Source organism: Bradyrhizobium sp. 159, assembly GCF_023073795.1.
GTDB lineage: Bacteria > Pseudomonadota > Alphaproteobacteria > Rhizobiales > Xanthobacteraceae > Bradyrhizobium.
This window is the reverse complement of the sequence record NZ_JADPKE010000090.1, coordinates 46,316-70,460: the sequence shown is the minus strand read 5'-3', so window position 1 is coordinate 70,460 and position 24,145 is coordinate 46,316. Positions and strand designations below refer to the sequence as shown.

General features: G+C 64.6%; 29 protein-coding genes. 7 read left to right on the top strand and 22 right to left on the bottom strand.

All coding sequences use genetic code 11. The annotated features are described in order from the left end of the window. Nucleotides 1-260: 260 nt before the first annotated feature. Nucleotides 261-923, bottom strand: coding sequence for a glutathione S-transferase family protein (locus IVA96_RS28160; RefSeq protein ID WP_247275748.1), 663 nt, complete (start codon nucleotides 921-923; stop codon nucleotides 261-263). A 122-nt stretch (nucleotides 924-1,045) separates the two neighbouring features. Here IVA96_RS28160 and IVA96_RS28155 point away from each other — a divergent pair, with 122 nt between their 5' ends. Beyond that, nucleotides 1,046-1,762, top strand: a complete 717-nt coding sequence (locus IVA96_RS28155; RefSeq protein ID WP_247420612.1) for a DUF599 domain-containing protein — start codon at nucleotides 1,046-1,048, stop codon at nucleotides 1,760-1,762. Between the two features lie 1,045 nt (nucleotides 1,763-2,807). Here the strand turns inward: IVA96_RS28155 and IVA96_RS28150 are convergent. From IVA96_RS28150 to mgtE, 4 genes are all read right to left on the bottom strand, one after another. Then, entirely contained in the window at nucleotides 2,808-3,767 is a 960-nt protein-coding gene (locus tag IVA96_RS28150) for a hypothetical protein (RefSeq protein ID WP_247420609.1), read from the bottom strand. 49 nt (nucleotides 3,768-3,816) lie between these two features. Continuing rightward, nucleotides 3,817-4,635: an aldo/keto reductase gene (locus IVA96_RS28145; protein ID WP_247275745.1), complete on the bottom strand. Its 819-nt coding sequence runs from the start codon at nucleotides 4,633-4,635 to the stop codon at nucleotides 3,817-3,819. 156 nt (nucleotides 4,636-4,791) lie between these two features. After that, nucleotides 4,792-5,094, bottom strand: coding sequence for a helix-turn-helix domain-containing protein (locus tag IVA96_RS28140; protein ID WP_247275744.1), 303 nt, complete (start codon nucleotides 5,092-5,094; stop codon nucleotides 4,792-4,794). Nucleotides 5,095-5,318: 224 nt separating this feature from the next. Further along, nucleotides 5,319-6,740 carry a magnesium transporter gene (gene mgtE, locus IVA96_RS28135; RefSeq protein WP_247275743.1) on the bottom strand — a complete coding sequence of 474 codons (1,422 nt, stop codon included), beginning with the start codon at nucleotides 6,738-6,740 and terminating at the stop codon, nucleotides 5,319-5,321. 116 nt (nucleotides 6,741-6,856) lie between these two features. On the opposite strand from mgtE, the gene IVA96_RS28130 reads away from it, so the two are divergent. Both IVA96_RS28130 and IVA96_RS28125 read left to right on the top strand, forming a co-directional pair. Beyond that, nucleotides 6,857-7,630, top strand: coding sequence for a polysaccharide deacetylase family protein (locus IVA96_RS28130; protein ID WP_247275785.1), 774 nt, complete (start codon nucleotides 6,857-6,859; stop codon nucleotides 7,628-7,630). 156 nt (nucleotides 7,631-7,786) lie between these two features. Beyond that, nucleotides 7,787-9,055, top strand: a complete 1,269-nt coding sequence (locus IVA96_RS28125) for a polysaccharide deacetylase family protein (protein ID WP_247420604.1) — start codon at nucleotides 7,787-7,789, stop codon at nucleotides 9,053-9,055. Nucleotides 9,056-9,059: 4 nt separating this feature from the next. Here IVA96_RS28125 and IVA96_RS28120 read toward each other — a convergent pair whose 3' ends face one another. Beyond that, nucleotides 9,060-9,434: a hypothetical protein gene (locus IVA96_RS28120; RefSeq protein WP_247275741.1), complete on the bottom strand. Its 375-nt coding sequence runs from the start codon at nucleotides 9,432-9,434 to the stop codon at nucleotides 9,060-9,062. A gap of 285 nt (nucleotides 9,435-9,719) precedes the next feature. On the opposite strand from IVA96_RS28120, the gene IVA96_RS28115 reads away from it, so the two are divergent. Then, nucleotides 9,720-9,977, top strand: a complete 258-nt coding sequence (locus IVA96_RS28115) for a hypothetical protein (protein ID WP_164940018.1) — start codon at nucleotides 9,720-9,722, stop codon at nucleotides 9,975-9,977. 19 nt (nucleotides 9,978-9,996) lie between these two features. Here IVA96_RS28115 and IVA96_RS28110 read toward each other — a convergent pair whose 3' ends face one another. The 6 genes from IVA96_RS28110 to IVA96_RS28085 form a co-directional block, all read right to left on the bottom strand. Beyond that, nucleotides 9,997-10,185, bottom strand: coding sequence for a hypothetical protein (locus IVA96_RS28110; RefSeq protein ID WP_247275740.1), 189 nt, complete (start codon nucleotides 10,183-10,185; stop codon nucleotides 9,997-9,999). A gap of 13 nt (nucleotides 10,186-10,198) precedes the next feature. Then, on the bottom strand, nucleotides 10,199-10,528 hold the full coding sequence (locus tag IVA96_RS28105; RefSeq protein WP_247275739.1) for a four-helix bundle copper-binding protein: 330 nt from the start codon (nucleotides 10,526-10,528) through the stop codon (nucleotides 10,199-10,201). A gap of 103 nt (nucleotides 10,529-10,631) precedes the next feature. Further along, a complete protein-coding gene (locus IVA96_RS28100; RefSeq protein WP_247420600.1) occupies nucleotides 10,632-11,531 on the bottom strand; it encodes an NAD(P)/FAD-dependent oxidoreductase in 900 nt (299 codons plus the stop codon). Further along, a complete protein-coding gene (locus IVA96_RS28095) occupies nucleotides 11,528-12,604 on the bottom strand; it encodes a flavodoxin family protein (protein ID WP_247420577.1) in 1,077 nt (358 codons plus the stop codon). Before IVA96_RS28095 ends, IVA96_RS28100 begins: the two co-directional genes overlap by 4 nt. A gap of 50 nt (nucleotides 12,605-12,654) precedes the next feature. Continuing rightward, the gene (locus tag IVA96_RS28090) at nucleotides 12,655-12,876 is read right to left on the bottom strand and encodes a hypothetical protein (RefSeq protein WP_247275736.1); all 222 of its coding nucleotides are present in this window, start codon (nucleotides 12,874-12,876) and stop codon (nucleotides 12,655-12,657) included. After that, nucleotides 12,873-13,079 (bottom strand): hypothetical protein, encoded by a 207-nt coding sequence (locus tag IVA96_RS28085; protein WP_247275735.1) that lies wholly within the window; start codon nucleotides 13,077-13,079, stop codon nucleotides 12,873-12,875. The genes IVA96_RS28090 and IVA96_RS28085 overlap by 4 nt, the downstream gene beginning before the upstream one ends. 267 nt (nucleotides 13,080-13,346) lie before the next feature. On the opposite strand from IVA96_RS28085, the gene IVA96_RS28080 reads away from it, so the two are divergent. After that, a complete protein-coding gene (locus tag IVA96_RS28080) occupies nucleotides 13,347-13,631 on the top strand; it encodes a hypothetical protein (protein WP_247275734.1) in 285 nt (94 codons plus the stop codon). Nucleotides 13,632-13,829: 198 nt separating this feature from the next. On the opposite strand, the gene IVA96_RS28075 is transcribed toward IVA96_RS28080, so the two are convergent. Further along, nucleotides 13,830-14,030 (bottom strand): hypothetical protein, encoded by a 201-nt coding sequence (locus IVA96_RS28075; protein WP_247275733.1) that lies wholly within the window; start codon nucleotides 14,028-14,030, stop codon nucleotides 13,830-13,832. A 190-nt stretch (nucleotides 14,031-14,220) separates the two neighbouring features. Here IVA96_RS28075 and IVA96_RS28070 point away from each other — a divergent pair, with 190 nt between their 5' ends. Continuing rightward, nucleotides 14,221-14,514, top strand: a complete 294-nt coding sequence (locus IVA96_RS28070) for a hypothetical protein (RefSeq protein WP_247275732.1) — start codon at nucleotides 14,221-14,223, stop codon at nucleotides 14,512-14,514. 87 nt (nucleotides 14,515-14,601) lie between these two features. Here IVA96_RS28070 and IVA96_RS28065 read toward each other — a convergent pair whose 3' ends face one another. The 5 genes from IVA96_RS28065 to IVA96_RS28045 form a co-directional block, all read right to left on the bottom strand. Next, complete coding sequence (locus IVA96_RS28065; RefSeq protein WP_247275731.1) at nucleotides 14,602-14,772, bottom strand: hypothetical protein; 171 nt, start codon at nucleotides 14,770-14,772, stop codon at nucleotides 14,602-14,604. Between the two features lie 220 nt (nucleotides 14,773-14,992). After that, a complete protein-coding gene (locus IVA96_RS28060; protein WP_247275730.1) occupies nucleotides 14,993-15,739 on the bottom strand; it encodes a Crp/Fnr family transcriptional regulator in 747 nt (248 codons plus the stop codon). Further along, nucleotides 15,739-18,906 (bottom strand): CheR family methyltransferase, encoded by a 3,168-nt coding sequence (locus tag IVA96_RS28055; protein ID WP_247275784.1) that lies wholly within the window; start codon nucleotides 18,904-18,906, stop codon nucleotides 15,739-15,741. The genes IVA96_RS28060 and IVA96_RS28055 overlap by 1 nt, the downstream gene beginning before the upstream one ends. Nucleotides 18,907-19,151: 245 nt before the next feature. Continuing rightward, nucleotides 19,152-19,427: a hypothetical protein gene (locus IVA96_RS28050; RefSeq protein ID WP_247275729.1), complete on the bottom strand. Its 276-nt coding sequence runs from the start codon at nucleotides 19,425-19,427 to the stop codon at nucleotides 19,152-19,154. A gap of 10 nt (nucleotides 19,428-19,437) precedes the next feature. Continuing rightward, on the bottom strand, nucleotides 19,438-20,445 hold the full coding sequence (locus IVA96_RS28045; protein ID WP_247420569.1) for a chemotaxis protein CheB: 1,008 nt from the start codon (nucleotides 20,443-20,445) through the stop codon (nucleotides 19,438-19,440). A 77-nt stretch (nucleotides 20,446-20,522) separates the two neighbouring features. On the opposite strand from IVA96_RS28045, the gene IVA96_RS28040 reads away from it, so the two are divergent. Then, on the top strand, nucleotides 20,523-20,927 hold the full coding sequence (locus tag IVA96_RS28040) for a response regulator (RefSeq protein ID WP_247275727.1): 405 nt from the start codon (nucleotides 20,523-20,525) through the stop codon (nucleotides 20,925-20,927). Between the two features lie 265 nt (nucleotides 20,928-21,192). On the opposite strand, the gene IVA96_RS28035 is transcribed toward IVA96_RS28040, so the two are convergent. From IVA96_RS28035 to IVA96_RS28020, 4 genes are all read right to left on the bottom strand, one after another. After that, nucleotides 21,193-21,801 (bottom strand): isochorismatase family cysteine hydrolase, encoded by a 609-nt coding sequence (locus IVA96_RS28035; protein ID WP_247275726.1) that lies wholly within the window; start codon nucleotides 21,799-21,801, stop codon nucleotides 21,193-21,195. Nucleotides 21,802-21,956: 155 nt separating this feature from the next. Next, on the bottom strand, nucleotides 21,957-22,859 hold the full coding sequence (locus IVA96_RS28030) for a GNAT family N-acetyltransferase (RefSeq protein WP_247275725.1): 903 nt from the start codon (nucleotides 22,857-22,859) through the stop codon (nucleotides 21,957-21,959). A 30-nt stretch (nucleotides 22,860-22,889) separates the two neighbouring features. Beyond that, nucleotides 22,890-23,378 carry an acyl-CoA dehydrogenase family protein gene (locus IVA96_RS28025; protein ID WP_247420565.1) on the bottom strand — a complete coding sequence of 163 codons (489 nt, stop codon included), beginning with the start codon at nucleotides 23,376-23,378 and terminating at the stop codon, nucleotides 22,890-22,892. Further along, nucleotides 23,324-24,085 carry an acyl-CoA dehydrogenase family protein gene (locus tag IVA96_RS28020; RefSeq protein WP_247420563.1) on the bottom strand — a complete coding sequence of 254 codons (762 nt, stop codon included), beginning with the start codon at nucleotides 24,083-24,085 and terminating at the stop codon, nucleotides 23,324-23,326. Before IVA96_RS28020 ends, IVA96_RS28025 begins: the two co-directional genes overlap by 55 nt. Nucleotides 24,086-24,145 lie beyond the last annotated feature (60 nt).

Below are 24,145 nucleotides of genomic sequence, written 5' to 3'. Positions count from 1 at the left end.
ACTGCGATGGCCGGCCGGAAACCCGGGCCGTCGTATAGCACGAGCCCCGCCCGTTTGGCCAGCGTCATGCCGGCATGACAACCGCGCCAATTTGACAGTCTTTTCAGAACGATAGAGATGGACCGGCGGGCCGATGATACCGCCGGAGCAGCCCCGTCCGGCGGCATGTCGCAGCCGGATGTCGCAGCGTGGGGAATCACGGCGGTGGCAGGAGCGCCGCCAGCCGGCGCGCGGGCCGGCCTTCCCGTCCGGACCAGCGGTCAGGCGTCCTCGAACTTCTCGATGCGAAGCGTTTCGGCGAGCCCGTCCCGGGTCCATTCCTGGAACGCCGGCAGCGCCTGCATCGTGTCCATGTAGGCCTTGGTCTCGGGCGTGACCTCGATCGCATAGGTGCGGAAGCGGTGCACGACCGGCGCGTACATCGCATCCGCCGCGCCGAAGCGGCCGAACAGGAACGGTCCCTTGGCGCCATACCGGGTCCGGCACTCGCGCCAGATCTCCTGCACGCGCGCGATATTGGCCTTGGCGTCCGCCGACAACGTCACCGGGCGCACGGGGCGGTGCAGGTTCATGCCGCATTCGTTACGTAAGGCCATGAAGCCGGAATGCATCTCGGCGCACACCGACCGGGCATAAGCGCGCGCGGCGACATCGTCGGGCCACAGCTTTTTCTCCGGGTAGCGCTCGGCGATGTATTCGATGATGCTGAGCGAGTCCCACACCGTGATGTCGCCATCGACCAACACCGGCACCTTGCCGGCGCGGCTGAAGGACAGGATCTGCTCCTTGTCGGCGGGATTGTCGGTGTAGAGCGGGATGACGGTCTCCACGAAGGGGATGTCGCTGGCGCGCAGTGCAAGCCAAGGCCGCATCGACCATGACGAGTAGTTCTTGTTGCCGATCGCGAGTTTCAGCGCAGCCATGTCGTCAATCCTCCCCGAGACGTCCTGAAGCGAGCTGCTTTTAACGCCATAGCCTGCCCCCAATCAATCGTTGCCGCGCCTTGCCATGCGTGGCAATCGTTGCCGCCCGCGAGGAGACGGACATGAGCAGGCACTGGGTCGACATTACCGCCGTCGGCTTCTTCATCATCGAATGGCTGGTCTACGCGCTGACGCTGGAGCATTCGGCCTATGGCCGCGACAGCCTGTCGGCGCGCATGAATCGCTACCGCGAGGTCTGGGTGCGCCAGCTGCTCGAGCGCGACACGCGCATGGTCGACATGCAGATCATGGCCTCGCTCCAGAACGGCACCGCCTTCTTCGCCTCCACCAGCCTGTTCGCGCTGGGCGGCGCGCTGGCGCGGCTGCACGCCACCAACGACGCCATCACGATCCTGAGCAAGCTGCCGATCGACCTCAGCCCCTCGCCCGCACTGTGGGAGCTGAAATGCGTCGGCCTCGTGCTGATCTGCGTCTACGCCTTCTTCAAGTTCGCCTGGGCCTATCGCCTGTTCAACTATGTCGCGATCCTGTTCGGCGGCATGCCGCCAGCGTCCCAGCGCGACACGGTGGAGGCGGAAGCCCATGTCATCCGCACCACGCGCCTGTTCGAATCCGCAGGCCGCCATTTCAACCGCGGCCAGCGCGCTTTCTTCTTCGCGCTCGGCTATCTCGGCTGGTTCGTCAGCCCCTGGCTGCTGTTCGCGACCACGGCGGCCGTGGTGGTCGTGACCTGGCGACGGCAATTCGCGTCCAGTGCCTGGGCGGCGATGGCGCCGGAGGTGGTGGCGGCTGACGAGGAGAAGAAGCGCGGTCATTGATGCACTGCCGTGCCGGACACGGCGCGGCACGAAGTGACGCGACGCAGAGCCGGGACCCGGCCCACACGGGAAGGCGCTGCGATATAGGCCCCGGCTCTGCAGCGCATCGCTGAAGGGCGCTGCGCTGCGTCCGGGGCACGAGAGGAGAGTGAGGCATGCTCTCTCAACGTCATTGCGAGCGCAGCGAAGCAATCCAGAATCCCTCCGCGGAAAGACTCTGGATTTGCTTCGCTGCGCTCGCAATGACGGAGCATGGTGAACCAACGTCATTCTCCAACACACATTCAACGTGCAGACACGCCTTCGCATTCTCGCGGCGCGTTTCGCCCGAGCTTTGCTTGATCTCTCCACCCTCAAAGCCGGAGGGCGCAGGAAAGGCCGGGTGCCGGCTGGCACCCACGGTCCGCTGTGCGAAAGGCACACGCAGAAGAACTGCACAGCGGCATACAGGTGAAGCCCAACACACGGCCTTCCCTGCGCAGTGGTTTGACGGCTTATGCCGCGCTCTCCCGGGAGCCGAGTTCGTTCTGGCCTCCCTCACTCCAGCGAAAGTCACGGACACCGCGCCGGTTGACGCCCATGCCGCATCCGCCAGGGCTTGACCGTAGCAACGACGGCCAGGACCACACGGTTTTGCCGTACGCGCGGCTCGCCTGCGCCGCAGGGTTCGACGGCGTTGTGCACCTTGCCATCGACATGCTGGCGCGACGAACCTGACAGCGCCGTCCGTCTGCGCGAAGCTTAAGGGCTCACGGAGAGCAATCCGCCCTGCCCTTGGCCTCTCGCGCCCGACGCTGCCGCGTCCACCGCAAGCCCGGCTCCGCGATCATCACGACACATGATCGCCCCTCTCGGATGAACCGGGGTGGGCGATACATACGTCATTTCCGAATTTCGGTAAAGGAGAATATTTTGCGCAATCGGGATTGACAGAGCCGCGACACAGGCGCGGCGACGGATCGAGCGCGGCGCGATCGGGGAAAGTGTCAATGGCGAGCAATCACCCGGATTACGCTGCGCTCCGTTCGGGCTACACGACTATGTCCTAGCCCCCGCCGAAATCCCGCGGGCTGAACGGCAAATCCAGCACCTTCCATTCCCCGTATTTGTCGGCCGGCAGCATCTTGTAGGGCTGGCAATTCTGGAGTGCGCTCATTGCGGACTTGACGATGGCGACGCCCTTCGCGGACGGCGGGGCTTCCATCAGGATCGGCTCGCGTGCCAGCGTGCCGTCGGTGGCGAACACCGTGCGCAGCTTGATATAGACGTTGTCGGTCGGCGCGACCCCGGACGGCAGCTTGGCGCAGTTTTTCAGGTGACGGCGCAGCTCGGCGATGACCTCGGACGGCAGCTTGGCGGCGATCGAATCCTTGGCGTCGCCGCCGTCGTTCTTGGGGGCGTCTTTCGGCAGCTCCGTCAATTCAGGTGGCAGGCCCAGCATGACGCCGTACTTGACGGTGACGTCGGGCTCCGGAGCCTGATAGGCCGGCGGCGGTGCGGCCTGGGGCTGCTGCATCACCTGTGATGGCGGCGTCGGAGGCAGCGGCATGCCCTGAGGCGGCGGTTGCGGCATCGGCTGCGGCAGGGCTTGCTGCGGAGGCTGTTGCGGCTGTGCATTGACCTCGCGCGGGTTCGGCGGCGAAGGCTGTTTCTGCAATTGTTGCTGCTGCGCAGAACGTTGCGGCTCGGGCGAAGCCTGCGGTGAGGGCGATGGCGCGGTTTGCTGCTTGGCCGTCGCATCCGACTTGTCGGCGAAATCCAGCTTCGGCAGCTTCAGGTCGGGTTTCGGCTCCGGCGGCTTCTCCCTCGCCTCTTCCTGGGCCTTCTCCTCGGCTTTGGCCTCCTCCTTCACCTGCTCCGGCGTGACGATGTCGACCGTAACAGTCTCGGGTGGCGCGGCGTGGAACGGATGGACTTCGCTGATCAGGATGATCAGCGCCACCAGCGTCAGATGCGCGATTGCCGACGCCGCCAGGTCCGTCCGTATGATCTTCCGCAGTTCCATCGATTGACTTCAGGTTGCCGCGCTGGTCCTAGCATAATGGAAGCCCCCCTCAATCCCATTTCGGCGCGAAGCCGAAGTCGGTCAGGCGTCCCCTGGGATTGGCGAGCGCGGCGATCCGGCCCATCTCGTCCTCCGACAGTTCGAAATCGAAGATCTCGATGTTTTCCGACAGACGCTCGACGCGCGAGGTGCGCGGGATCGCGGCGACATTCTGCTGCATCAGCCAGCGCAGGCACACCTGCGCCGGGCTCTTGCGATGGACGCGGCCGATCTCCGCGAGCGTCTGGTCGGACTTGATGCGGCCCTTGGCGATGGGACTGTAGGCGACGAGAGCAAGACCATGCTGGTCGCAGGCCGCCCTCACCTTCGCCTGATCCAGATAAGGGTGATATTCGACCTGATTGCAGACAAGCGGCTCGGGCGATAACGCCACCGCCTGCTCGATCAGCGCCACCGTGAAATTGGAAACGCCGATGTGGCGGGTCAGGCCCATGCGCTTCGCATGCGACAGCGCTCCAAGCGTCTCCGCCAGCGGCACATGCGAATTCGGCCAGTGCAGCAGCAACAGATCGACGGAGGGAAGTCGCAGGCGGGCGAGGCTCTCCTTGACCGAGCGTTCGAGATCGTGGGGCGCGAAATGGTTGGTCCAGACTTTCGTCGTGAGGAAGATGTCGTCGCGGCGCACGCCCGAGGACCGCAAGCCGTCGCCGACCTCGCGCTCGTTGTCATAGGCCTGCGCGGTATCGATGTGGCGATAGCCGAGCCGCAGCGCCTGCTCGACAATGCGAGCGCATGGCCGGCCGCCCAATTCCCAGGTCCCGAGCCCGATCGCCGGGATCCTTGCACCATTGGCCTCGACGAACAGCATGAGGAATCCTCTCTGTTGCGGCAGCCCCAAATCATCCGGCCGTCATTATGGACCCGGCCCATGACGCTGCCAACGGACGCCGCGACAGTTCGGCCGGATATTCAACGCAATGCTAACGGCAGGTTCGCGCGAGCTCTTGGCGTTCCGTCCTTAGCGTCAAACTTTGGCGAGCGCCTGGAAGACCGTATCCGGCGCATGCGCGATCACGGCGAGCAGCGCGCGGGCCGGTCCGCGCGGGGCGCGCTTGCCCTGCTCCCAGTTGCGAATGGTCTCGACTGGGACGCCGAGTTTTGCGGCGAACTCCATCTGCGTGAGGCAGGCGCGGCGGCGCAAATCGCGCACCGCGAGCGGGCCGGCATCGCCCGGCGCGACATTGGCCGCCGGCTGGACCGGAAATTCCTGTCCGTCCCGCAATTCGACGATCCGTCCGTCCGCCTTCAGCCGCAACCGCATGCTCATTCCCCCAAGCGGGGCGATGATGCGGCAGGTCGCTTAAGTTCGGATTAAGAGAGCGGTCTCGTGCCCCGGACGCAGCGCAGCACTTCTTCAGCGTTGCGCTGCAGTGTCGGGGCCCATCTCGTGGGTCTCGTCCCTATCGCTTTTTGGGTCCCGGTTCTGCGCAGCAACGCTAAGGGCGTTGCTGCGCGCCCGGGACACGAGAGTGAGGTTGCCGCACGTCCGTCCTACTTCAACCCGAACCAGAGCGTCGCGATGCCGAGGAAGGAGAAGAAGCCGACGACGTCGGTCACGGTGGTGACGAAGGTGCCGGACGCCACCGCGGGATCGGCCCTGACACGGTCGAGCGCCATCGGGATCAGGATTCCGCCGAGCGCGCCGGCAATGAGGTTGCAGATCATCGCAAGCCCGATGACGATGCCGAGGCCGGGGATCTTGAACCAGGCCACGGCCGCGATGCCGGTGATCACGGCGAAGGCGAGACCGTTGACGAGGCCGACCAGGCTCTCGCGCATCACCACGCGCCAGGCGTTGGAGGAGCCGAGCTCGCGCGTCGCCAGCGCCCGCACCGCGACCGTCATGGTCTGGGTCGCGGCATTGCCGCCCTGGCTCGCCACGATCGGCGCCAGCACGGCGAGCGCCACCATCTTCTCGAGCTGGCCTTCGAACAGGCCGAGCACGGAGGACGCCAGGAAGGCGGTGGCGAGATTGACCAGCAGCCAGTTGAAGCGGCCGCGCGCAATGGTGAGAAAAGTGTCCGACAGCTCCTCGTCGCTGGTGACGCCGCCGAGCGCCTTGAGGTCCTCGTCCGCCTCCTCCTCGATGACGTCGACGACATCGTCGACGGTGATGACGCCGACCAGGCGATCCTGGGTGTCGAGCACAGGCGCTGCGACGAGATTGTACTTGCCGAACATGCGGGCCACCTCCTCCTGGTCCTCCAGGACGGAGACGCGGCGGCGATCCTCGTCGGTCAGCTCGGTGAGCGGCACCGGACGGCGCGCCCGCAGCAGCACGTCGAGCGGCACCGCACCCTGCCAGTGCTGGTCCTTGTCGACGACGTAGATCTCATAAAAGCGGTCGGGCAGGTCCGGCGTCTCGCGCATGTAGTCGATCGCCTGGCCCACGGTGAAGTCCTGGGGCACCGCGATGAATTCGGTCTGCATCCGCCGGCCGGCGGAATTCTCCGGATAGAGCAGGCTGCGCTCGAGCGCGACGCGCTCCTTCAGCGGCAGCTTCTCGAGGATCTCCTCCTGTTCCTCGGCATCGAGCGTTTCCAGGAGCTCGACCGCGTCGTCGGATTCGAGCTCGCGGACACCTTCAGCGACGGTCTCCGGCGGCAGTTCCTCGAGGATCTCCTCGCGCACGGCCTCGTCGACCTCGTTCAGCGCGGAGAAGTCGAAGTCGCGCCCGGTCAGCTCGACCAGGCGGACGCGGTCGTCGGGCTGCAACGCGCCGATCAGGTCGCCCAGGTCGGCCTCGTGCAGCTCGGCGACGATCGCGCGCAGCTGTGCCGAGTCTGCGGCCTCGATCGCATGCGCGATCTCCTCGACGAATTCGTGACGAATTTCGCCGTCTTCATTGCGCATCGGTACGTGGTCGAGTACCGAATCCGCGGCGGGAGCGGCAACGTCCAGATGTTCATCCATGGCGCGCCTCGCCGTTTGACAGGTTGGATCAGATGGTCTGGGCTGACGGTTCAGGCAATACCCACAAGCGAACAGCGAGCGCAATGACAAAGATGCAATGCCCGGAATGGACGCCGATGGCGCTGGGCGCGGTGCTGGCCGGCCTCGTCGGCGCGACCTCGCTTGAAGCCGCCGAGTGCCCGCGCAAGGACGCGCTCGGCACTGCGCGCGTTCTGAGTGTCGACGTCAAGGCCACCCCGCGCGTGGGCCTGAAGAGCTTTCCGCAGACGCTGCCACTCGCCGATCGCGAGGTCGTGCTGACCTTCGATGACGGCCCACATCCACCGACCACGTCGAAGGTGCTGGCGGCGCTGGCGCAGGAATGCGTACGTGCGACCTTTTTCCTGATCGGCCTGCACGCCTCCGAACATCCGGACATGGTCAAGCGCATCGCCAGCGAGGGCCACACCATCGGCCACCACACTTTCTCGCACCCGTTCATGGCGCGGATCCCGTTCGACAAGGCCAAGAGCGAGATCGACCGCGGCATCGCGGCCGACGAGATGGCGCTGCGCGGGGTTTCGACCACGACGCCCTCGACGCCGTTCTTCCGCTTCCCCTATTTCGAGTCCACGCCCGCACAGCTCGACCTGCTCCAGGCGCGCGGCATCGTGGTGTTCGGGGCTGACCTCTGGGCCAGCGACTGGAACGAGATCACGCCGGAGCAGGAATTGAAGCTCGTGACCGAGCGCCTCGCCGCGAGCGGCAAGGGCATCATCCTGTTCCACGACCCCAAGGCGCGCACGGCCGCGATCATGCCGGCCTTCCTGCGGTATCTGAGGGAGAACGGGTATCGAGTTGTTCACATCGTTCCGGCAGGCCCAGCGCAGAAGAATGCCGATGCGCATTGATGCCGGAATGTCACGCCGGCGCAAAATGGGTGATTTGGGGCCAATTAATACTCTGTTCATGCTACCCCATGCAAAGTTGAGGGCGGCTCCGGCTGAACCGTTTTGGGGCATCTCCGACCTATTAAGGCGGCAATCTCATGGGGGCAGACGAGGTTCATGATCGGAAGTAGCGTTGGTTTGCGGACGCGATCGTGGACGGCCCTTGGCCTGTTGCTGGGATTGCTGACGACCGCTTCGCCGGCGGCGCTCGCGGCCGACTGTCCCGGCCATCCCGACGCGCTCGGGACGTCCCGTACCCTCGTGGTCGATCCGCGCGAGCATCCGCTGATCGGCACCATGCAATATCGCGAGACGCTGCCCCTGAAGGACCATGAAGTGGTCCTGACCTTCGACGACGGTCCGCTGCCGAAATATTCCAACCAGGTGCTCCAGATCTTAGCCGACGAGTGCATCAAGGCGACCTTCTTCATCATCGGCAACCAGGCCAAGGCCAACCCGGAAGGGGTGCGCAAGCTGGTGGCGGCGGGCCACACCGTCGGCACGCACAGCATGGACCATCCGCTGACGTTCGATCGCATGCCGATCGAGAAGGCCGAGGCCGAGATCAACGGCGGCATCGAATGGACCGCGGCCGCAATGACGGATCCGACCAAGCTTGCGCCGTTCTTCCGCATTCCCGGCCTGATGCGCGCCGAAGGCGTGGAGAACCATCTGATCTCGCGCGGCATCCAGGTCTGGAGCGCCGATTTTCCGGCCGACGATTGGCGCCATGTGTCGTCGGATCGCGTCTATCAGCTCGCGATCCAGCGCCTCGAGGCCAAGGGCAAGGGCATCCTGCTGCTGCACGACATCCAGGCCCGCACGGTGGCGGCGCTGCCGAAGATCATCCGTGACCTCAAGGCGCGGGGCTATCGTATCGTCCATGTGGTGCCCGCGACCGCCGATCGGCCGGCGACGCCGACCACGCCGGTGGAATGGCTGCTGCATTCGCCGACCGAGACGACGCCGATCGCGCGCTGGCCGCGCGTGCCGAATTTCGTGTTCGCGCAGACCCGGATGCTGCCGGCGCCCGCCCTTGCCGATCTCAATGCGCAGACCGAGCACCAGCCGCTGCTGCCGCGCCGGACCATGGCGCAGGCGAATGTCGAGGCTACCCTGCCCGTGCCGGGCCGCGATCTGTTTGCGATCCCCGAGGGCTCGGTCGAGGTGCTGCTGTCGACGTCCTTGTCGCGGCGCGCGACGCGGCTGGCCATGGCAGCCCAGACGCCGCACGCGGCCAAGGACAAGGCAGCCAGGGGCAAGGCAGCGAGATCGCAAGGACGGCGCACCGCGCAGGCAGCGCCAGCCGCGCCGAAGCCCGCCGCGCAGACCAAGAGCGCTGCCCCACACCCGACCGGCGTCGCCAGCCTGAAGAAGCGTGCTTAAGGTCCTACTGCCGCATGATCGCGGCGACGCAGAGCAGCACGATCAGCGCCAGGAAGAACAGGTCCATATAGGACTTGAGCTCGCCGTCGCGCCGCAGCCGCGCAACGTCGGCGACGACCTGCTTGCGTGCCGAGCTTCCGCCCGAGCCATCATTGATGGGAGCCTGAAGGCGCCGCGTCTCGGCTTCCAGCTTCTCGATCTTCTGGAAGAAGTAGAACGCGCGCAGCGTCGAGGCGGCGCGCATGGCGGCATAGACCAGCACCAGGATCGCCAGGATCGCCCGGTTCGGATACTTCTCCATGAAGTTCAGGCTGAAATAGACCACCGCCAGGAAAGCGAAATTGGTGATGAAGCGGTAGACGAAGCTAAGAAAGACCATGCTGGCTCGAGCCTTGAGGGATGCGCAACCGGATCGTTGCGCATACGGAATCAGGGGGCCGGACGGAGCAGCCGGCCTGGAGACCGTGCAGGTCCGTCTACGCCAAATTTGTTTCAACAAAGATACTATCGCCTCGCAGTTCGCCGCCATTTAGCCACACGCGGCCATAATGCAAGACGGAGCATGCCGTCGGTCCATTGCACGCCGGTAGCCCGCAACGGTTCAATGGCGATTTGGCGGAAGTCGCGATAGACTATCGACCGCCACCAGATGTGGGGTCTGCCGATGTCGAAGAAGGGAATCACGGGCCACGACGACTGGGTTCTGACCGAGGCCCTCGCGACCGCGCTGGTCGCACTGGAGCAACTCGAGCCCAAGCACCGGCCGAACGCACATATGGACGACATCCGCAAGATGCTCTCGAATGGCAAGGAGCCGGCCGCGGTAAGCCTGCACCTGGCCCAGGCCAAATGCCGCCTGTTCCCCGACCTCGATCCGCTGGAGATCTACCGGGAATACGGCATCGGAGAGGAATACGGCTAAGGGGCGGTCGACGATCGAGCTAAGGGCCGCCGGCAACCGATCCCGCGATCACCATGACCAGCGCGCCAAGGTCGACCTTGCCGTTGACGTTCAGCTCCTCCGAGCGTTCGGCATCATCCGCGCCTTGAACCCTAAGCGCTTGCGGCCGCTCGGCGGCCTGTCTTTGCAGCTCGCCGATGATGGCTTCCTTGAGTTTCTCTTCCAGCATGGGGCGTCGTCCTTCAGGCCGCCATCGCGCGGCAGGATTGGGCGCAGGAGCGGCACATCGCGACGCATTCGTCCATGCCGCCGATCCGCTCGCAATCCTCGGCGCATTCGGCGCAAATTTCAGCGCATTCGCTGCAGGTGTGCCTGTGATGGGGCGTGTTGATCAGCATGAAATGCGCCGCCGTCCGGCAGATCTCGGCGCAGGCCATCATCAGGCGGAAGTGCTTTGGCTCCACGTGCTTGCCGCCGGTCTCGAGGCAGTGATTCATCGCCGTGCCGAGGCATGTCTGATAGCAGCTCATGCAGAGCCCGATGCAGCGGGTCATGTCTTCGGATTGGGCCATCCGTTCTCTCCCATCGCGCGCCTCACTCCGCTCGACCAAAGCGGGGCAACGCGCTTCGTTCCAGGTTCCGCTCGATTGTGTGGCTCTGCCAGGCCCGGCCGCGTCATGCCAAGAGCCGCGGCAGGCTGTTATGGATCGTGCAGGCGGCAATTGCGGCGTGGCCGAAGGCGACCGAGATCTGGTGCAGGTCGGTGACGATATCGCCGATGCCGTAGAGCCCATCGATCGACGTGCGCTGATGGTCGTCGACCTTCAAATAGCCTTCGGCGGTATGTTCGGCGCCCAGCACCATCGCGAGCTGCGAGCGGACCTCCGCGCCCATCGCGGGATAGACTATGTCGAATTGCGCCGTCCGGCCGTCCGCGAAGGCGGCTTCGACGCCGTTGTCGCGTCGCCGCAAGTGCAGGTCGGGCGCGAACACGAGCCTCACACCCGCTTCAGACAGCTCTGACGCTGCTGCCTTCCCGTCGTCCGGACCGGTTGCGAGCAGCGTCACGTCGCGCGAGTAGCCGCGCAGGAACAACGCCTTGCCGGCAGCGCGGTGAAGAGGGCCGACGACGCCGGTGCGGCGGCCGGCGGCCTCGAAGGCGTCGCAGACGGGACAATAGCGCAACAGCCCGTCCGCGACCGCCGCGCGCCATTCCACGAACGGCGGATGGGTGTCGACGATGCCGCAGGCGAGAACGACGGTGACGGCCTGATGTGCGCGACCGTTCCAGCTCGCTTCAAAGCCATGCGCGTGCCGCTGCAATGTGGTGACCTCGGCGTCGACCCGCGTAACGGCGAGCTCGTCCAGTTGCGCCGACATGCGCGCGATCAATTCGGTGCCGGACAGACCGTGGACGAAGCCGGGGACGTTGTGACTGCGCGGGATCAGCGCCGCCCGGCTCGCGCCGGCGTCCACGACACAGACGCTGCGGCGAAATCGCGCCAGATAGATTGCGGCCATTAGTCCGGCCGGGCCGCCGCCGACGATCAAGCAATCGAGTGGCGCGCTGGTCATTTGGGGTTTGGGTCCTGAACACCAGCACCGGGGTCCTGGAGCCGCCCGCTCCGCGCCAGCCGGACCGCGTTGCCGAGCGCGCGCGCCGCATTCCGCACCTGCTGCTGGAATTCGTCGTCTTCGTCGAGCTCGCGATGCGAATTGGCGTATGGCTCCATATAGCCGACATAACCGTCGAGCTCGGCGTAACGGCCCGCCGAGATCAGCTGCATGTCGGTAAGCCAGTCGGACAAGGCGCGGCGCACCCCCTCGGCGCCGACCGCATCGCCGTGAACGACGACGCCGTAATGACGGCCGGCGAGATGACGCGGATAAGGCCAGCCCTTCAGCTCGATCGCCTTGGCTTCAGCGGCCCTCTTGCCATGGGTCGAGCTCGGATCGGGATTGCCGCCGTCGGCGCAGACCATCCGGTCCATCATCGCTTTCAGTCCGGCGGGCACGTGATACCAGTTCACCGGCGCCACGATCAGGATGCCGTGGGCGGCGACCCAGAGCGGATAGATCTCGTTCATCCAGTCGCCCACCTGCCCCAGCGAATAGTTCGGATAGCAGCTGCATGGCCAGTGGCAGAGCGGCATCGCGGTTGCGACGCAGGATTTGCAGGGATGGATATTCTTGCCGAATTCCGAAGCGAGGCGCGAGAGATCGAGGATGTCGACGGCAAATCCCATCTCGGTGAAGACCGGCTCGGCCAACTTGACCAGGCGCCAGGTCTTGGACATCTCGCCGGGACAGGTGTGCTCGCTGCGGGCCGAGCCGTTGATGATCAGGATCCGCAGCGTCTCACTGGCATCGTCATGCCGTCGCTGCGCCGCAAGCACGGCGGCACGCGCCTCCAGCCAATCGACGGCAATGTCGTAATCGGGATCGGCGAAGCCTGCTCCCGCCTTGCGCGTCAGCGGCGCCTTGCGCGAATGGCTGTAAGCGTCCCAGGCGGCGCCGACGATGGCATCAAGCTCGCGTTGCAGGGGGGCAAAGGCAGGATCGACGAACTGGCTCCTGTAACGGCTCTCGAATTCTTCGCGCGACAGCCTGACGGGCGGCATCCCCTTGCGAATGTCGGCTTCCGTCATGCTGGCTCCTGGCAAAGTCGGGCGCGTTCGACCAACCCGGGGCGCAGCGGCTAGTTCCCGAATGCCTGTTGGCGAACGGCTTCCTGAGCCAGATCGAAATGCGCGATCCGCCGGTCCAGCCGCCATAGCTCGATGCGATGGACCAGCACGAGCGCGGCGGCCTCGCGTTTGGCCTGCTCGTCATCGCCGCAGACGAGATTGATGCATCCGAACACATGACCGTCGCGATCGATCTGGAAAGCGCGATAGTGCTTCATGCCCGGCATCGTCATCGATCTCGCCTGGGATGGGCGGGCGCGCTCAGCCAGTCCGTCAGGTTCGAGGTCACCTCGTTCTGCTTGGCCCGTTGCAGCAGCATCTCGCGCTCCCTACCGGGCGGCAGGCTGCGCGCACGTGCGCGGGCGTTTTCGGCGAATGCAGCCAGCCGCTCCTGGAGCGATTGGGTCTGTTTCCTGCGGTTGCGTTTGGCGGTCATTGTCGTTTCACAAATCATTTGGATGGAAGGAAATTGGCCCCGGCGGGAGGTCGGGCACCGGGGCCCAGGTTTCGTACCGGCTGGGGCGGCCCAGCCCGGCGATGTTTGTAGCTTCCGCCGCATCAGCGGGTTCCGGCATTTCAATAAGTTAACAATGCGTGATTTTGCTCGCGGCTACGCAGCAGGTTTGCGTCGCAGCGCAATTCGACTGCGCCGGAACCGAAATTCTGATTCGCATGTTCATGGGGGACTTGAAGGAGGATCATCATGGCGAAAGCAGCATGGAAACGGCCGGGCTCACCGATCGGCCGCAAAGGACCACGCAAGGCGCATCCCGCCTACAAGCGCCGCGCGCGCGAGCCGTGGACGCCTGCGGACGTGAGCAAGCTGAAGCAGCTCGCGAAAGGCAACACGCCAACCGGCGTCATGAGCATTAAGCTTCAGCGTCCGGCCGCAGCCATCCGCAGCAAGGCGCAGCGTGAAGGGATTTCGTTGAGGCCCACCAATCGCTCGCCGTATAACAGGCGAACCAAAGCCGCGAAGCGGCGTTGACGGAAGGCACCGCCGGGTGACAACCGGACGCAACGGGGACGATGGACGTGGTGCTCATTTTTCCGGTTTCTGCCCACGACACCAGCGCATCGGTACGCGCCGACATCTAACCTGTTCCCGGTGCGTGCAGCCCGGACCCGCGTCGCATTATTTGCGCCGCGGCCTTGCGCGCCAGTCTGCGCATGCCTCTGCGTGGTTCTAGTCGGGCGGCTGCAAGCCTGGTGATCGAAGCCATTCGCTCATCTGAGAGCCGGTCTCCGCTTGCCTCGCCTTGCGCAACATCTCGTCCCGTGCCGCTCCCGGCGGCAGCGCCTTGGCTTCTTCGCGCAGCCGCTGCGCTTCAGCGGCGAGGCGTATCTCCAGCGGATCCGTCTGCTTCGATCGATGCCGCATCAACATGAGGCGTTCTCCCTGATGATCGGGCAGAGCGCGCCGTTGCGTTCCCCATGGTCAGGCGCTAGCCACACCCAAACGGCGTGGGCGAACCATCAACGCTCCAGAAGCGGAGCGGTTGCCGGGTTCCGCAAAAAACCTGGCAGCAGATCGCCTAACCGGCACTCGATGTGAACTCGTCTTCCCGATTGTCACGATGAGCCTTCACCTCGGTGAGGACCATGGCGCTCTCCATGAGCGCAAGGCGCAGTTCACCCGCGGCCTGGCGGTGCTCGGCCGCAAGCAGTCGATGCTGCTCCCGCAGAGCGCGGCTGATGTCTATCGTGCCGGCTGCGCGGCAAAGGAGGGGATCGCGCATCGGTCCATGATAGGACGCCAGCGTGAAAGTGCCTTTTACGCAAGTTACTCAAAATGCGCCGCCGGCTCAAAATTCATGCAGGCACTAACTTGGATTAAGATCTTAACGGCGTTGCCGTGCCTGTCGAAATGAGCCGCTCGGAAGCGGGACGATCGACGCTTGGTTCGTGGAAGTTTGCGAAAGCCCGCGCGCTCACCAGTCGCAGACAGGACGGCGCCCCTACTTCTTGAGGACCGCCCCGGCGAGCTGCCATTCCAATTGATCACGGGCGAGATGTAGCTGCTTCCTGATCTCAGCGTTGAGAGCCCGCAGGCGGACACTCTCCTCAATTACGCGATCAGCGCGCTCTAGCAGGTCTTGGGTTTCAAAGGCGAAAGGATCGTCGTCCATAGCATGCTCCCGATCAATGCAGGCGGGAGCACGCGATCTCTCAGCCACCGGCGCCTACGGGCAAAGCCTTGGCCGGTGATGCAGGCACAATACTCCAGATTGCTTCCACTTCATAGTGAGATAGATCGCAGCGAATCCAACGGTAGCACACGGCCCAAGCTGGCCCTCGGCAGAGAAACGACTCTGGAACTGGCTCAGCGGCTCGCCGGCATCCGAAATTTCAGCCGCGCCGATAGAGCTGCAGATAGCTCGGCGAGAACAGGGCAGCGTTCTTGAGCGCGCCGAGATCGTTGATGGTCAGCGTGCGCTCGCGCAGCACGATGAGGCCGGAGGCGCGCAGCTCCTGGAGCGTGCGATTGAGATGGACCACCGAGAGCCCGGTGGCGTCCGCAAGGTCCGTCTGCGTGATCGGCATGACACAAGAATTGCCGTCGACCATGCCGACGGGACGAAGCCGCTCGATGATCTCGCAGAACAGATGCGCGACGCGCTCCAGGGCGACGCGACGGCCGAGATTGATGGCCCATTCGCGCTGAATCGCGGCGTTGACGAGGGTCTCGCACAGGAACGCTTCGGCGAGCGAGCGGTGGTTGGCCACCAGGCTCTCGAAGTGTGCACGCTTGATCTCGGCGTATACGACGGGCGTCATCGTCGCGATGGAATGGTCGATGGCCGGCATCAGGAATGCGTGCGCGTCGCAGCTCTCGCCCGGAAAAATGAAGTTGACGATCTGGCGCCGGCCATCCTCAAGGGTTTTGTAGCGGCAGAGCCAGCCCGACAGCACGAGACGGACGCTATCGACGGCATCGCCCTCGGAGATCAGGTCCTCGCCCGATCTGGTGCGCTGCAATGCCTCAAGCAACGCGTATTCGAGTGATTGCCGCGCCTCAGCCGACATCGGCCTGAGCACGTTCAATCGGCGAATGACCGGTTCAGCGAGGCTGCGGTCGGATGTTGAAAGCGGCATCAGTCAGCCACCGCCGGCGTATGGAAAGTGCGTCTGCTCAGGGGGACCGTGATCGTGCATTGCAGGCCGGCAGGATCGAATGCCATCGTGGTCTGCCCCTTGAAGTCAAACGCAAGTGTGCGCTCCAGGAGCTCGGTGCCGAAACCTTTGCGCGGCGGCGGTGCGACCACCGGCCCGCCCCGTTCCCGCCATTGGAACATCATCACTGCCGGCTCGGTGCTCTCCTCGATTCGCCATGAGATCTCGATGCGCCCGGTCGGCTGGCTCAGGGCGCCGTATTTCAGCGCGTTGGTCGCGAGTTCGTGAAGAGCCAGCGCAAAGGTTTCCGCGGCTTTGGACTGCAAACGCACCTTCGGACCGGTCAAACGCACCTGCTCGCCTTCCCGGGCATTATAGGCCAGCAGCTCCTCGACGGCGAGGTATTCGAGATCGACACCGCTTTCGGGATCGCGGGTCACCATTGCCTGGGTGCGGGCGAATGCGCTCAGCCGGCCATCGAGATGGGAAGCAAACTCCTCGACGCTCTGGCTTGTGTCGGCCGTGCGACGAGCGATCGAGCGCACGACGCCCAGCGTGTTGCGGACGCGGTGCTGGAGCTCGGCCAGCAGCAGGCGTTGCCGCTCCTCGGCGCGGGTGATGGCGGTGACGTCGATGAAGGTGATGACGACACCGGCGATGAAATTGTCGATGCTGCGGTAGGGCAGGACGCGCGCAATGTAGCGCGTACCGTTGTCGGGCGCGCTCAGCTCGCGCTCCGCGCTGGCCAGCGTGCGCAGCACGCGGCGGACGTCGTCATAGAGCTCCTCGATCGGGACGCGCGCCTTAATATGACTGATGGGACGACCTGTGTCGGTTTCGACCAGATGCAAAACCTGCGTAATCGCGGGCGTGAAGGTCATCACCCGCAAATCATTGTCGAGAAATACGGTTGCGATCTGCGTGCTTTCGAGGAAATTCTTGAGGTCGCTGGTGGCGCGGGTCAATTCCTGAACGCGATGAGCCAGCTCGCCGTTGACGGTGGTCAGCTCCTCGTTGACCGACTGCAATTCCTCACGCGAGGTTTCGAGCTCCTCATTGGCCGATTGCAGCTCTTCGTTGAGCGACTGGTACTCCTCGTTGGAGGACTTCAGCTCCTCGTTCGTACTTTCGAGCTCCTCGATGGTGGCCTGGAGGCGCTCGCGCGTGGCACGCAGCTCGTTTTCGAGCCGCTCGACATGCTCGGTCCTGACCAGCGCATTTGGATTGGCCTGGCCGGCCTCGATCGTGCGGAGTGGACCATCCTTGAACAGCACGACGAAGCTGCGATGGCCACCGGCGCCGTCCTGGATGGGCTCGACCGTGACGTCAACGAGGATACGATGGCCATGCACCCCGAGTTGCACCTGCTCGGCATGGGCCGGCTCGTTAGTCTCTGCCGCGCGGCCCAGCGCTGTGCGTACTTCCAGGCGCAGATCGCGGTGTACGAGCTGGAGCAGGTCGAGCGTGGCGGCGCCCGCCGTCGGCTCGATGTAGCGGCCGGTGCGCCCGGAGAAGTGCAGGACCTGAAAATTGTCGTCAGTGATAACGTAAGCGGGCGCATAGCGCTCCGCGATGCGCTGTGCGCGGCGCTCGAGGCCGACGTCGGGGCCGAACGAACGCACCGGCGGCAGCTCGACGGGGACCCTTCCCGCCACGGTCGTGATCGGAAACTCCGGCGGCAGCCGCGTTCCTGTCTCGAGCCGCTTGAAGATGCGGGCGCGGCGGTCCACCGGCGCGAACAATTTTGGATGCCGCGTCACGTTCTCGGAATTGCCAAGAAACAGGAAGCGATCGGGGAGCAGCGCGAAGTGGAACAGCGGGATCACCCGGCTCTGCAACTCGGCATTGAGATAGATGAGCAGGTTGCGGCAGGAGACCAGGTCGAGCTTGGAGAACGGCGCATCCTTGATGACGTTGTGCTGGGAGAAGATGCACATCTCGCGCAGTTCCTTCACCACGCAATAGGTGTCGCCCTCCCGGACGAACCAGCGCGCCAGGCGCTCGCTGCTCATATCGGCCTCGATATTGGTGCGATAGCGGCCGACGCGCGCCGTTGCGAGCGCCCGGCCATCGATGTCGGTCGCGAAGATCTGCACCTGCGGCGGGGAATCCATCCGCGCCATCTGCTCGCGGAGAAGGATGGCGATGGAATAAGCTTCTTCGCCAGTTGCGCAACCGAGCACCCAGACGCGCACCTGCTGCCCCGCGCCCTTGCCTTCGAATATCTTCGGGACGATTTGGGTCTCCAGGACCTCAAATTCGCGCTTGTCCCGGAAGAATTCGGTGACGCCGATCAGAAGGTCGTTGAAGAGGTGCTGGACTTCGTCCTTATCGTTGCGCAGGAAATCGACATAGGCGGCGATTTCGTCGATCTGGACCACCTGCATGCGCCGCTGCACGCGGCGCAAGAAGGTGTTCTGCTTGTAGCCGTGGAAATCGTTTCCGGTCTTGTTGCGCAGAATGTCGGCGATGCGTGATAGCGAGGCCGCGGCCGCGGCCAGCACCTCATCAAACCCCTGCTTCTCGTCCAACCGTCGCAGATGGCGGGCATAAACCCGGATGTGCTCCGGAATGTCTTGCGGCGGCAGCACGTAGTCCGCGATGGCCGCTGGCGTGTTGGCGTCCTCGAGATGATCCAGCTCCTCGCTCGCGACTTTTTCGGCGATGGCAAGACCGCCATGATCCTTCAGCGTCGCTGCGCCGAGCGTGCCGTTGCCGCCGGTGCCGGCCAGTATGACACCGATCGATTGCTCGGCGCGTTCTTCCGCCAGCGACACCAGGAAGCTGTCGATCGTGGCCCGCTCACCGGGCGCCTGCTCGGCCTCGCGGATCGCAAAACGGCCGCCATGGATCGTGGTGATCATCGCCGGTGGACAAAGATAGATCGTACCGCCCTCGATGGTTTGGCCGTCGCCGATGCCGGAGACCACGGCAGCGCTCGCATTTTGCAGGATTTCGCGCAGCCGCGGCTCGTCCAACGCCTCATGATGCTGAAGCGCCAGTACGACAGCCTGATCAGGCTCAACGGTGAGCTTGGCAAAGAAGCGCTCGATACTGTCCAGGGCAGTCGGCGAGGCACCCACCCCCACGATCAGCGGGGACCTGATCTGGCGCTCTCTTTCGACCGGCTGGTCGCCGACTTCGTGCATGTCCTTGCTAGCTTTCATTGGCTGGCGGGGCGAACCGCTCCCCCCAAGCACATAGCAGAAATGGATGTTATCCCAATAGATGGAAGGCAGAAATGCTTAGAGCCAATAGTGGCCCGAGGGCGGCTCAGCCCGCATGCCGACCTTCCCATTTTGAACCCGCGGAAAAATAGAGGCTGCGCAGCTCGGGCCGGCAGCGCGACCGTCCGGGGTTGAGATCGTGTGGAATTGAGCGTCCAACGTCAGCCTTATCTCGGCAGCGCAGGATCAATCTCGTGCTGGAGATAGGCGACACGCTCCTCGATCAGGACGCGGTGGCGCTCCCACTCGGTCAGCGTCTGTTTGAGAAGGGCGACGAGCCGCTCGGCCTCACCCGCGTCATGGCCACCAGCCATGAGCTCTCGAACCCGATCCTCCTGGTCACGGATACGTTTCGAGCCCTCTTCGATGTCCTCATTGGCCTTGGTTAGATGGCGGCGCTCGGAATCGAGTTGCTCGGAGCATTCGGTAACGGAGATGGCCATGACAGCGCCCTCAACCTTCCCGCTTGCGCAACGGAGCATCCAGCGACCTTAGCACGACGCGCCTGATCATGTCGGCATATTCGCGATATTCGGCTGCCCTCGCCTCATACATCTCGGCAACGGCGGACCGGCCACTGCGACGCCCATCCGCGGCCATGCGCTGCACCAGTTCCGCGCGTTCCTCGATGATGCGCAAAGCAACACGCAGGGCTTCGTCGACCCGCCCTTCCTGCTCCTTGGCAAGGACATCGGCACCGAAAGCATGACCGACCTGACAGCGGAAACGTATCGGGCGCGATTCCTTGACCTCGGACAGCACGCCCCCGCACGCCGGACAGGTCAGCGCGACGGGATCGGCCATCGAGACAAGCTTGTCACTGCCGATCCGGTCGCCGGCTGCGATCTCCACCTCAAGCCTGATCTCGGGCGGGATCGGCAGAATGGCTCCGGCCTGCTCTCTGACGAGTTCGGAGAGAACGTCGCCCATACCGGCGCTGGGAACACAGACATCAACAGTGGTCGCCTCCATCGCGCGTTGCGGCATCTCGTCGGCAATGGCGTCGGAGGGGTCTTGGACTACGGTCATCCCGCCGCAGCGCTTGATGGCATTGAGGCCAGCCGCCCCGTCCGACAACAGGCCGCTCAAGAGCACTCCGATCACGCGCGGCCCGTGATAGAGGGCTGCTGAGCGGAACAAGGGGTCGATCGCCGGCCGGACCATGTTCTCGCGCGGGCCGCGCCCGAGCAACACGTGATCCTCCGCCAGCAGGAGATGGTGGTCAGGTGCAGCCAGATAGATCCGGCTAGGCTCGATCTTCATGCCGCTTTCCGCCTGCCGGACTGGCAGGGCGGCGACGCTGCTGGCGACGGTCGAGAGAATGCCGATCCCTTGCGCCGGGATGTGCAGGACGATGAAGACGGCTGCCGGCAGATCGGGCGGCAAGCGGCCGAGGATCTGCTTCAGGGGCTGGGTCGCTCCCGCCGAGCCCCCGATGACGATGATGTCGCGGTTAGCCATTTGGGTCGCATCGTTTTTTACCAAGGCGGGTCCCCCTTGTATGTTCCAAGGGGCTGGAAGCGGAGGCTTGAGGCACCATGGCAACATCGCCCAACCCGTCGCATCAGCGCGGGCCGCTCGCCGGGCGTCGCATTTTCGTTGTTGAGGACGAGTATTTTCTCGCCGATGACATCGGCAACACGTTTCGCGCGCTGGGCGCGGAGATTGCGGGTCCGGCCGGTCATTTCGAGGATGCCGTCAAAATCCTGCACGACGGCAGCATCCTGCATGGCGCGGTGCTGGACGTGAACATCCGCAGCGAGATGATTTTTCCGATTGCGCGCGAACTGAAGGCGCGCAACATCCCGTTCGTGTTCACCACAGGCTATGACAAGATCACCGTCGGTCCGGAATTCGAGGACGTGCCGCTTCCGGAAAAGCCAATCGATCTCGGCGCGATGGCGCGGAAGCTGGCCGCACTCATCGCCGATCCGCGCGGTTGACGATCAGAACAGATGCGCGACAGCGAGCCAGGGGTGACATAGGGCAGCGCGGCGCGCAAGACAGGAAACCTCGCGCGGTCACTCCATCATCATCCAAACGATGGCCGCCATCATCACGAGAAAGCCCGTGATTGCAGTGGCGATAAAAGCCTGTTCGATGCGGTCCATCGCCATCGCAGCCCCCTTTCCAGCCCGCACACTTTGACCACCTTGGGGGACCCGCGCACTAGGTTATGTGAATCGGGCGCCGCGCTTCATCGGCCATCTACTCCCGCCAGAACTCCTCCAGTTCCTCCGCGGTCACGAGGTCGACCTGGCCGTGAAAGCGGGTGCGGTACATCGTCATGAGCGCATCGTGCCCGACGTCGGACGAACTGCACAGCGCGTCCTCGACGATGACGACCCTGAAGCCGAGGTCGACGGCGCTCAACACCGTCGACAGCACGCAGACGTCGGTCTCTGCGCCCGTGACCACGACCGCACCGACATTCTTTTCGATCAGCAGACTCGCGAGTCCGGGATTGCTGAATGCGGAATAGGCCGGCTTATCGATAATGACGGCCGGAGGAACGAACTCGCTCAGGGCCGGCACGAGTTCGAGACCGGATGGCGGAAGATACCTGCGAGTGGCCTGGCGCCAGCGATGGAAATAGCTCTGCCATTGGCCGGGACGGTCTTCCGGATCCTGCGGCGTGATGAAGCGCGTGAAGATCGTTCTGGTCGGATGGCGGGAAACGATTGAGGCGATCGTCGGCAGCACCCGCTCCATCCAGGGCGTCGCCCAGAGCCCGCTCGGCGCAAAGATGTTCTGCATGTCGATGCAGAGGTGAACGGCATCCCTGATCTCGGCAATCTCCGAGCTACTATCCCTCATCGTTCTCCACCGTCAGGCGCTCGGCCGCACGCCGTCAGCTGGCATTCCCCGCCGAGTTCAGCGACGGCAATGCGAACGCAAAGGCTTTGGTTCCTGGGAACTGCCCTTGGGCTGCCCTTGAGCTGACCTTGGGCCCGCTTGCGCTTCCCGTCCGGTCACATGAAGCCCGGGTTGCGCGGCAGATACTGGGCCCAGTCTCCGAACTCACGCGAGGACATCAGCAACATCGGACACTTGATCCGCATTCCGTGCTCGATCGCGGTGTTGAGAGCCGGCCCGCTTGCGCCGGGCAGGAAGGCCGATATCCGCGACGAGCCACTCTCAAGCGCCAAATGCAGCGCCGTCCTGAACGCGGGAGCGACGGCATTCGCCTGCAGGACCGCGAGCGGTCCGATGTGTCCGCCGGCGTCCACGTAAGCGTAGCCCGCCCAGTCGCTGCCGTCGTAGAGATTGACCCCTCTCGTCGCGCGGTCGCTCATGAGATAGCGATGATGCTTTTCGCGGGACACGCCAAGCACCCGCTCGTCCGCCTGAACTAGGCGACGCAGCGTCGAAGCCGCATCATCGAGCGGCGTGAATTGAAACCGCGCACCGTGCAGACGACCCATCAGATGCTCTCGCGATACGCCGACGCTGTAGATGGGAAATCGCGGCAGCAATCCATGGCGGATATAGAGACCTTGCGAGACCGTGTTGAAGCTGAAGGTAATGAGCACCCGGTTGGAGGCGGCCGATGTCTCGGCGTGCTCCAGGGTCCGCTTGATCAGTTCGTGGCCGATGCTGCGTCCCTGCTGATCGGGAGACACGAAGAGCTGGGCCAGAAACCACATGTCACCGCAGACCCAGCTCCAGGCGAAGCCGAGAATCCGCTCGCCCTCCTCCGCCACCCACAGACCGTCGGGGTCGTCCTGCATGGAATACAACTGAAACCGGGGAGGAGAAGAAGCGGCCATCGGCCCAAAGCCATGCCGTTGCGTGAGATCGTTGATGCTGGACACGACGAGAGCATCGGCGACTTCCAGATCCTGGGCGCGCGCCAGCCGGTAAATCACAGACATCGGGCAACTCCGCTGGTGATCAGGTGACGTTCAAAATCTCGCGGTGCCGGAATCGAGCCCAAGCGCCAGCCGGCCGGCGATGATGTAGTTGTTCGGACTCATCGCGATATGCGTCGCGACGGCGCGCACGTCGCGGACGGCGCGCTCCAGGACGCAGGTCTCGAAGATGGCGGCCGCGCCCACACTGGTGGCCAGCTCATCGGTAATGGACATCGCAGTCTCTGCCGCGTGTGCGTTGGCGATCCGAATGTCCGCCCGCGCCTCCACCAGTCGCTTGCCGCCCGTAGCGGTAGCGGCCATCAGGTCCGTCATGGCATGACTCAGGAAGGCGCGGGCGGCGCGAAGCGTTGCTCTCGCCCGACCCAGCGTTGCCTGGACTGTCTCACGATCGCGCAGCAGGACCCGGCTGCCAACGTTGCTTTTCCGGCAGGCGAGCTCCGCGAACGAGGTCATGGCGCCGGACGCTATGCCGAGCGGCACGCCGCAGATGCTCCACGCGAATACCGATAATGGCGGCATGCGATAGAGCAGTCCGGGCTGGGTCGGTCGCGGCGCGCGGCCGGCACGAACACATCGCGCGCTTCGAAATCGCAACTTCCGGTGCCGCGCAGTCCGGACACATGCCAGTTGTCGTGGATGGTCACGTCTGCCCGATCGAGATAGCAGCAGAGAAGTGGCGACGCCGGGTCCTCAGGCTTGATGCTAGCCAGCACCATGAAACGGGTCGCATGATCCGCGCCGCTGCCGAACGGCCAGCGTCCCCAGAGGCGGTATCCCCCTGCAACCGCCGTTGCCATGCCGACTGCGCCAGTCGCGCTGACGACGAAGGCGCGCGGGTCGGCAAACCACTCGCGTGCAACGGCCTCGCCGAGATAGCCGCCGAGCCGGCTCATGCCGCCGCCGTTGCCGACCAGCCAGCCGACTGAACCATCGAGCGCCGAGGCGGGCTCGACAACGCGCATGAACGCGAAGGGAGACAACTCGGGTCCACCGAGCGCACGCGGCAGCCACAGGCGGAATAGACCGGCGTCAGCGAGTGCCGCGAACACCGCGTCGGGCAAGCGCCGCGCATCGTCGAACTTGCTGCGCTGCGCAGCGATCAGCGGGGCAAGTCCCTGGATGGTCTCGAGCAGGTGGCGAGCCGGCTCCGGGGTGCCGGCAATCACGTCCGGATCAGGGCGAGGCAGCAGGTCGTCCGCCTCGAGCACATCGCAATGGTCGCGCATTGGGCAAACCTCCAAATTGGCAGCGCCGCCGCAGCATGATCCCGCGCTTCCCGGAGGTCC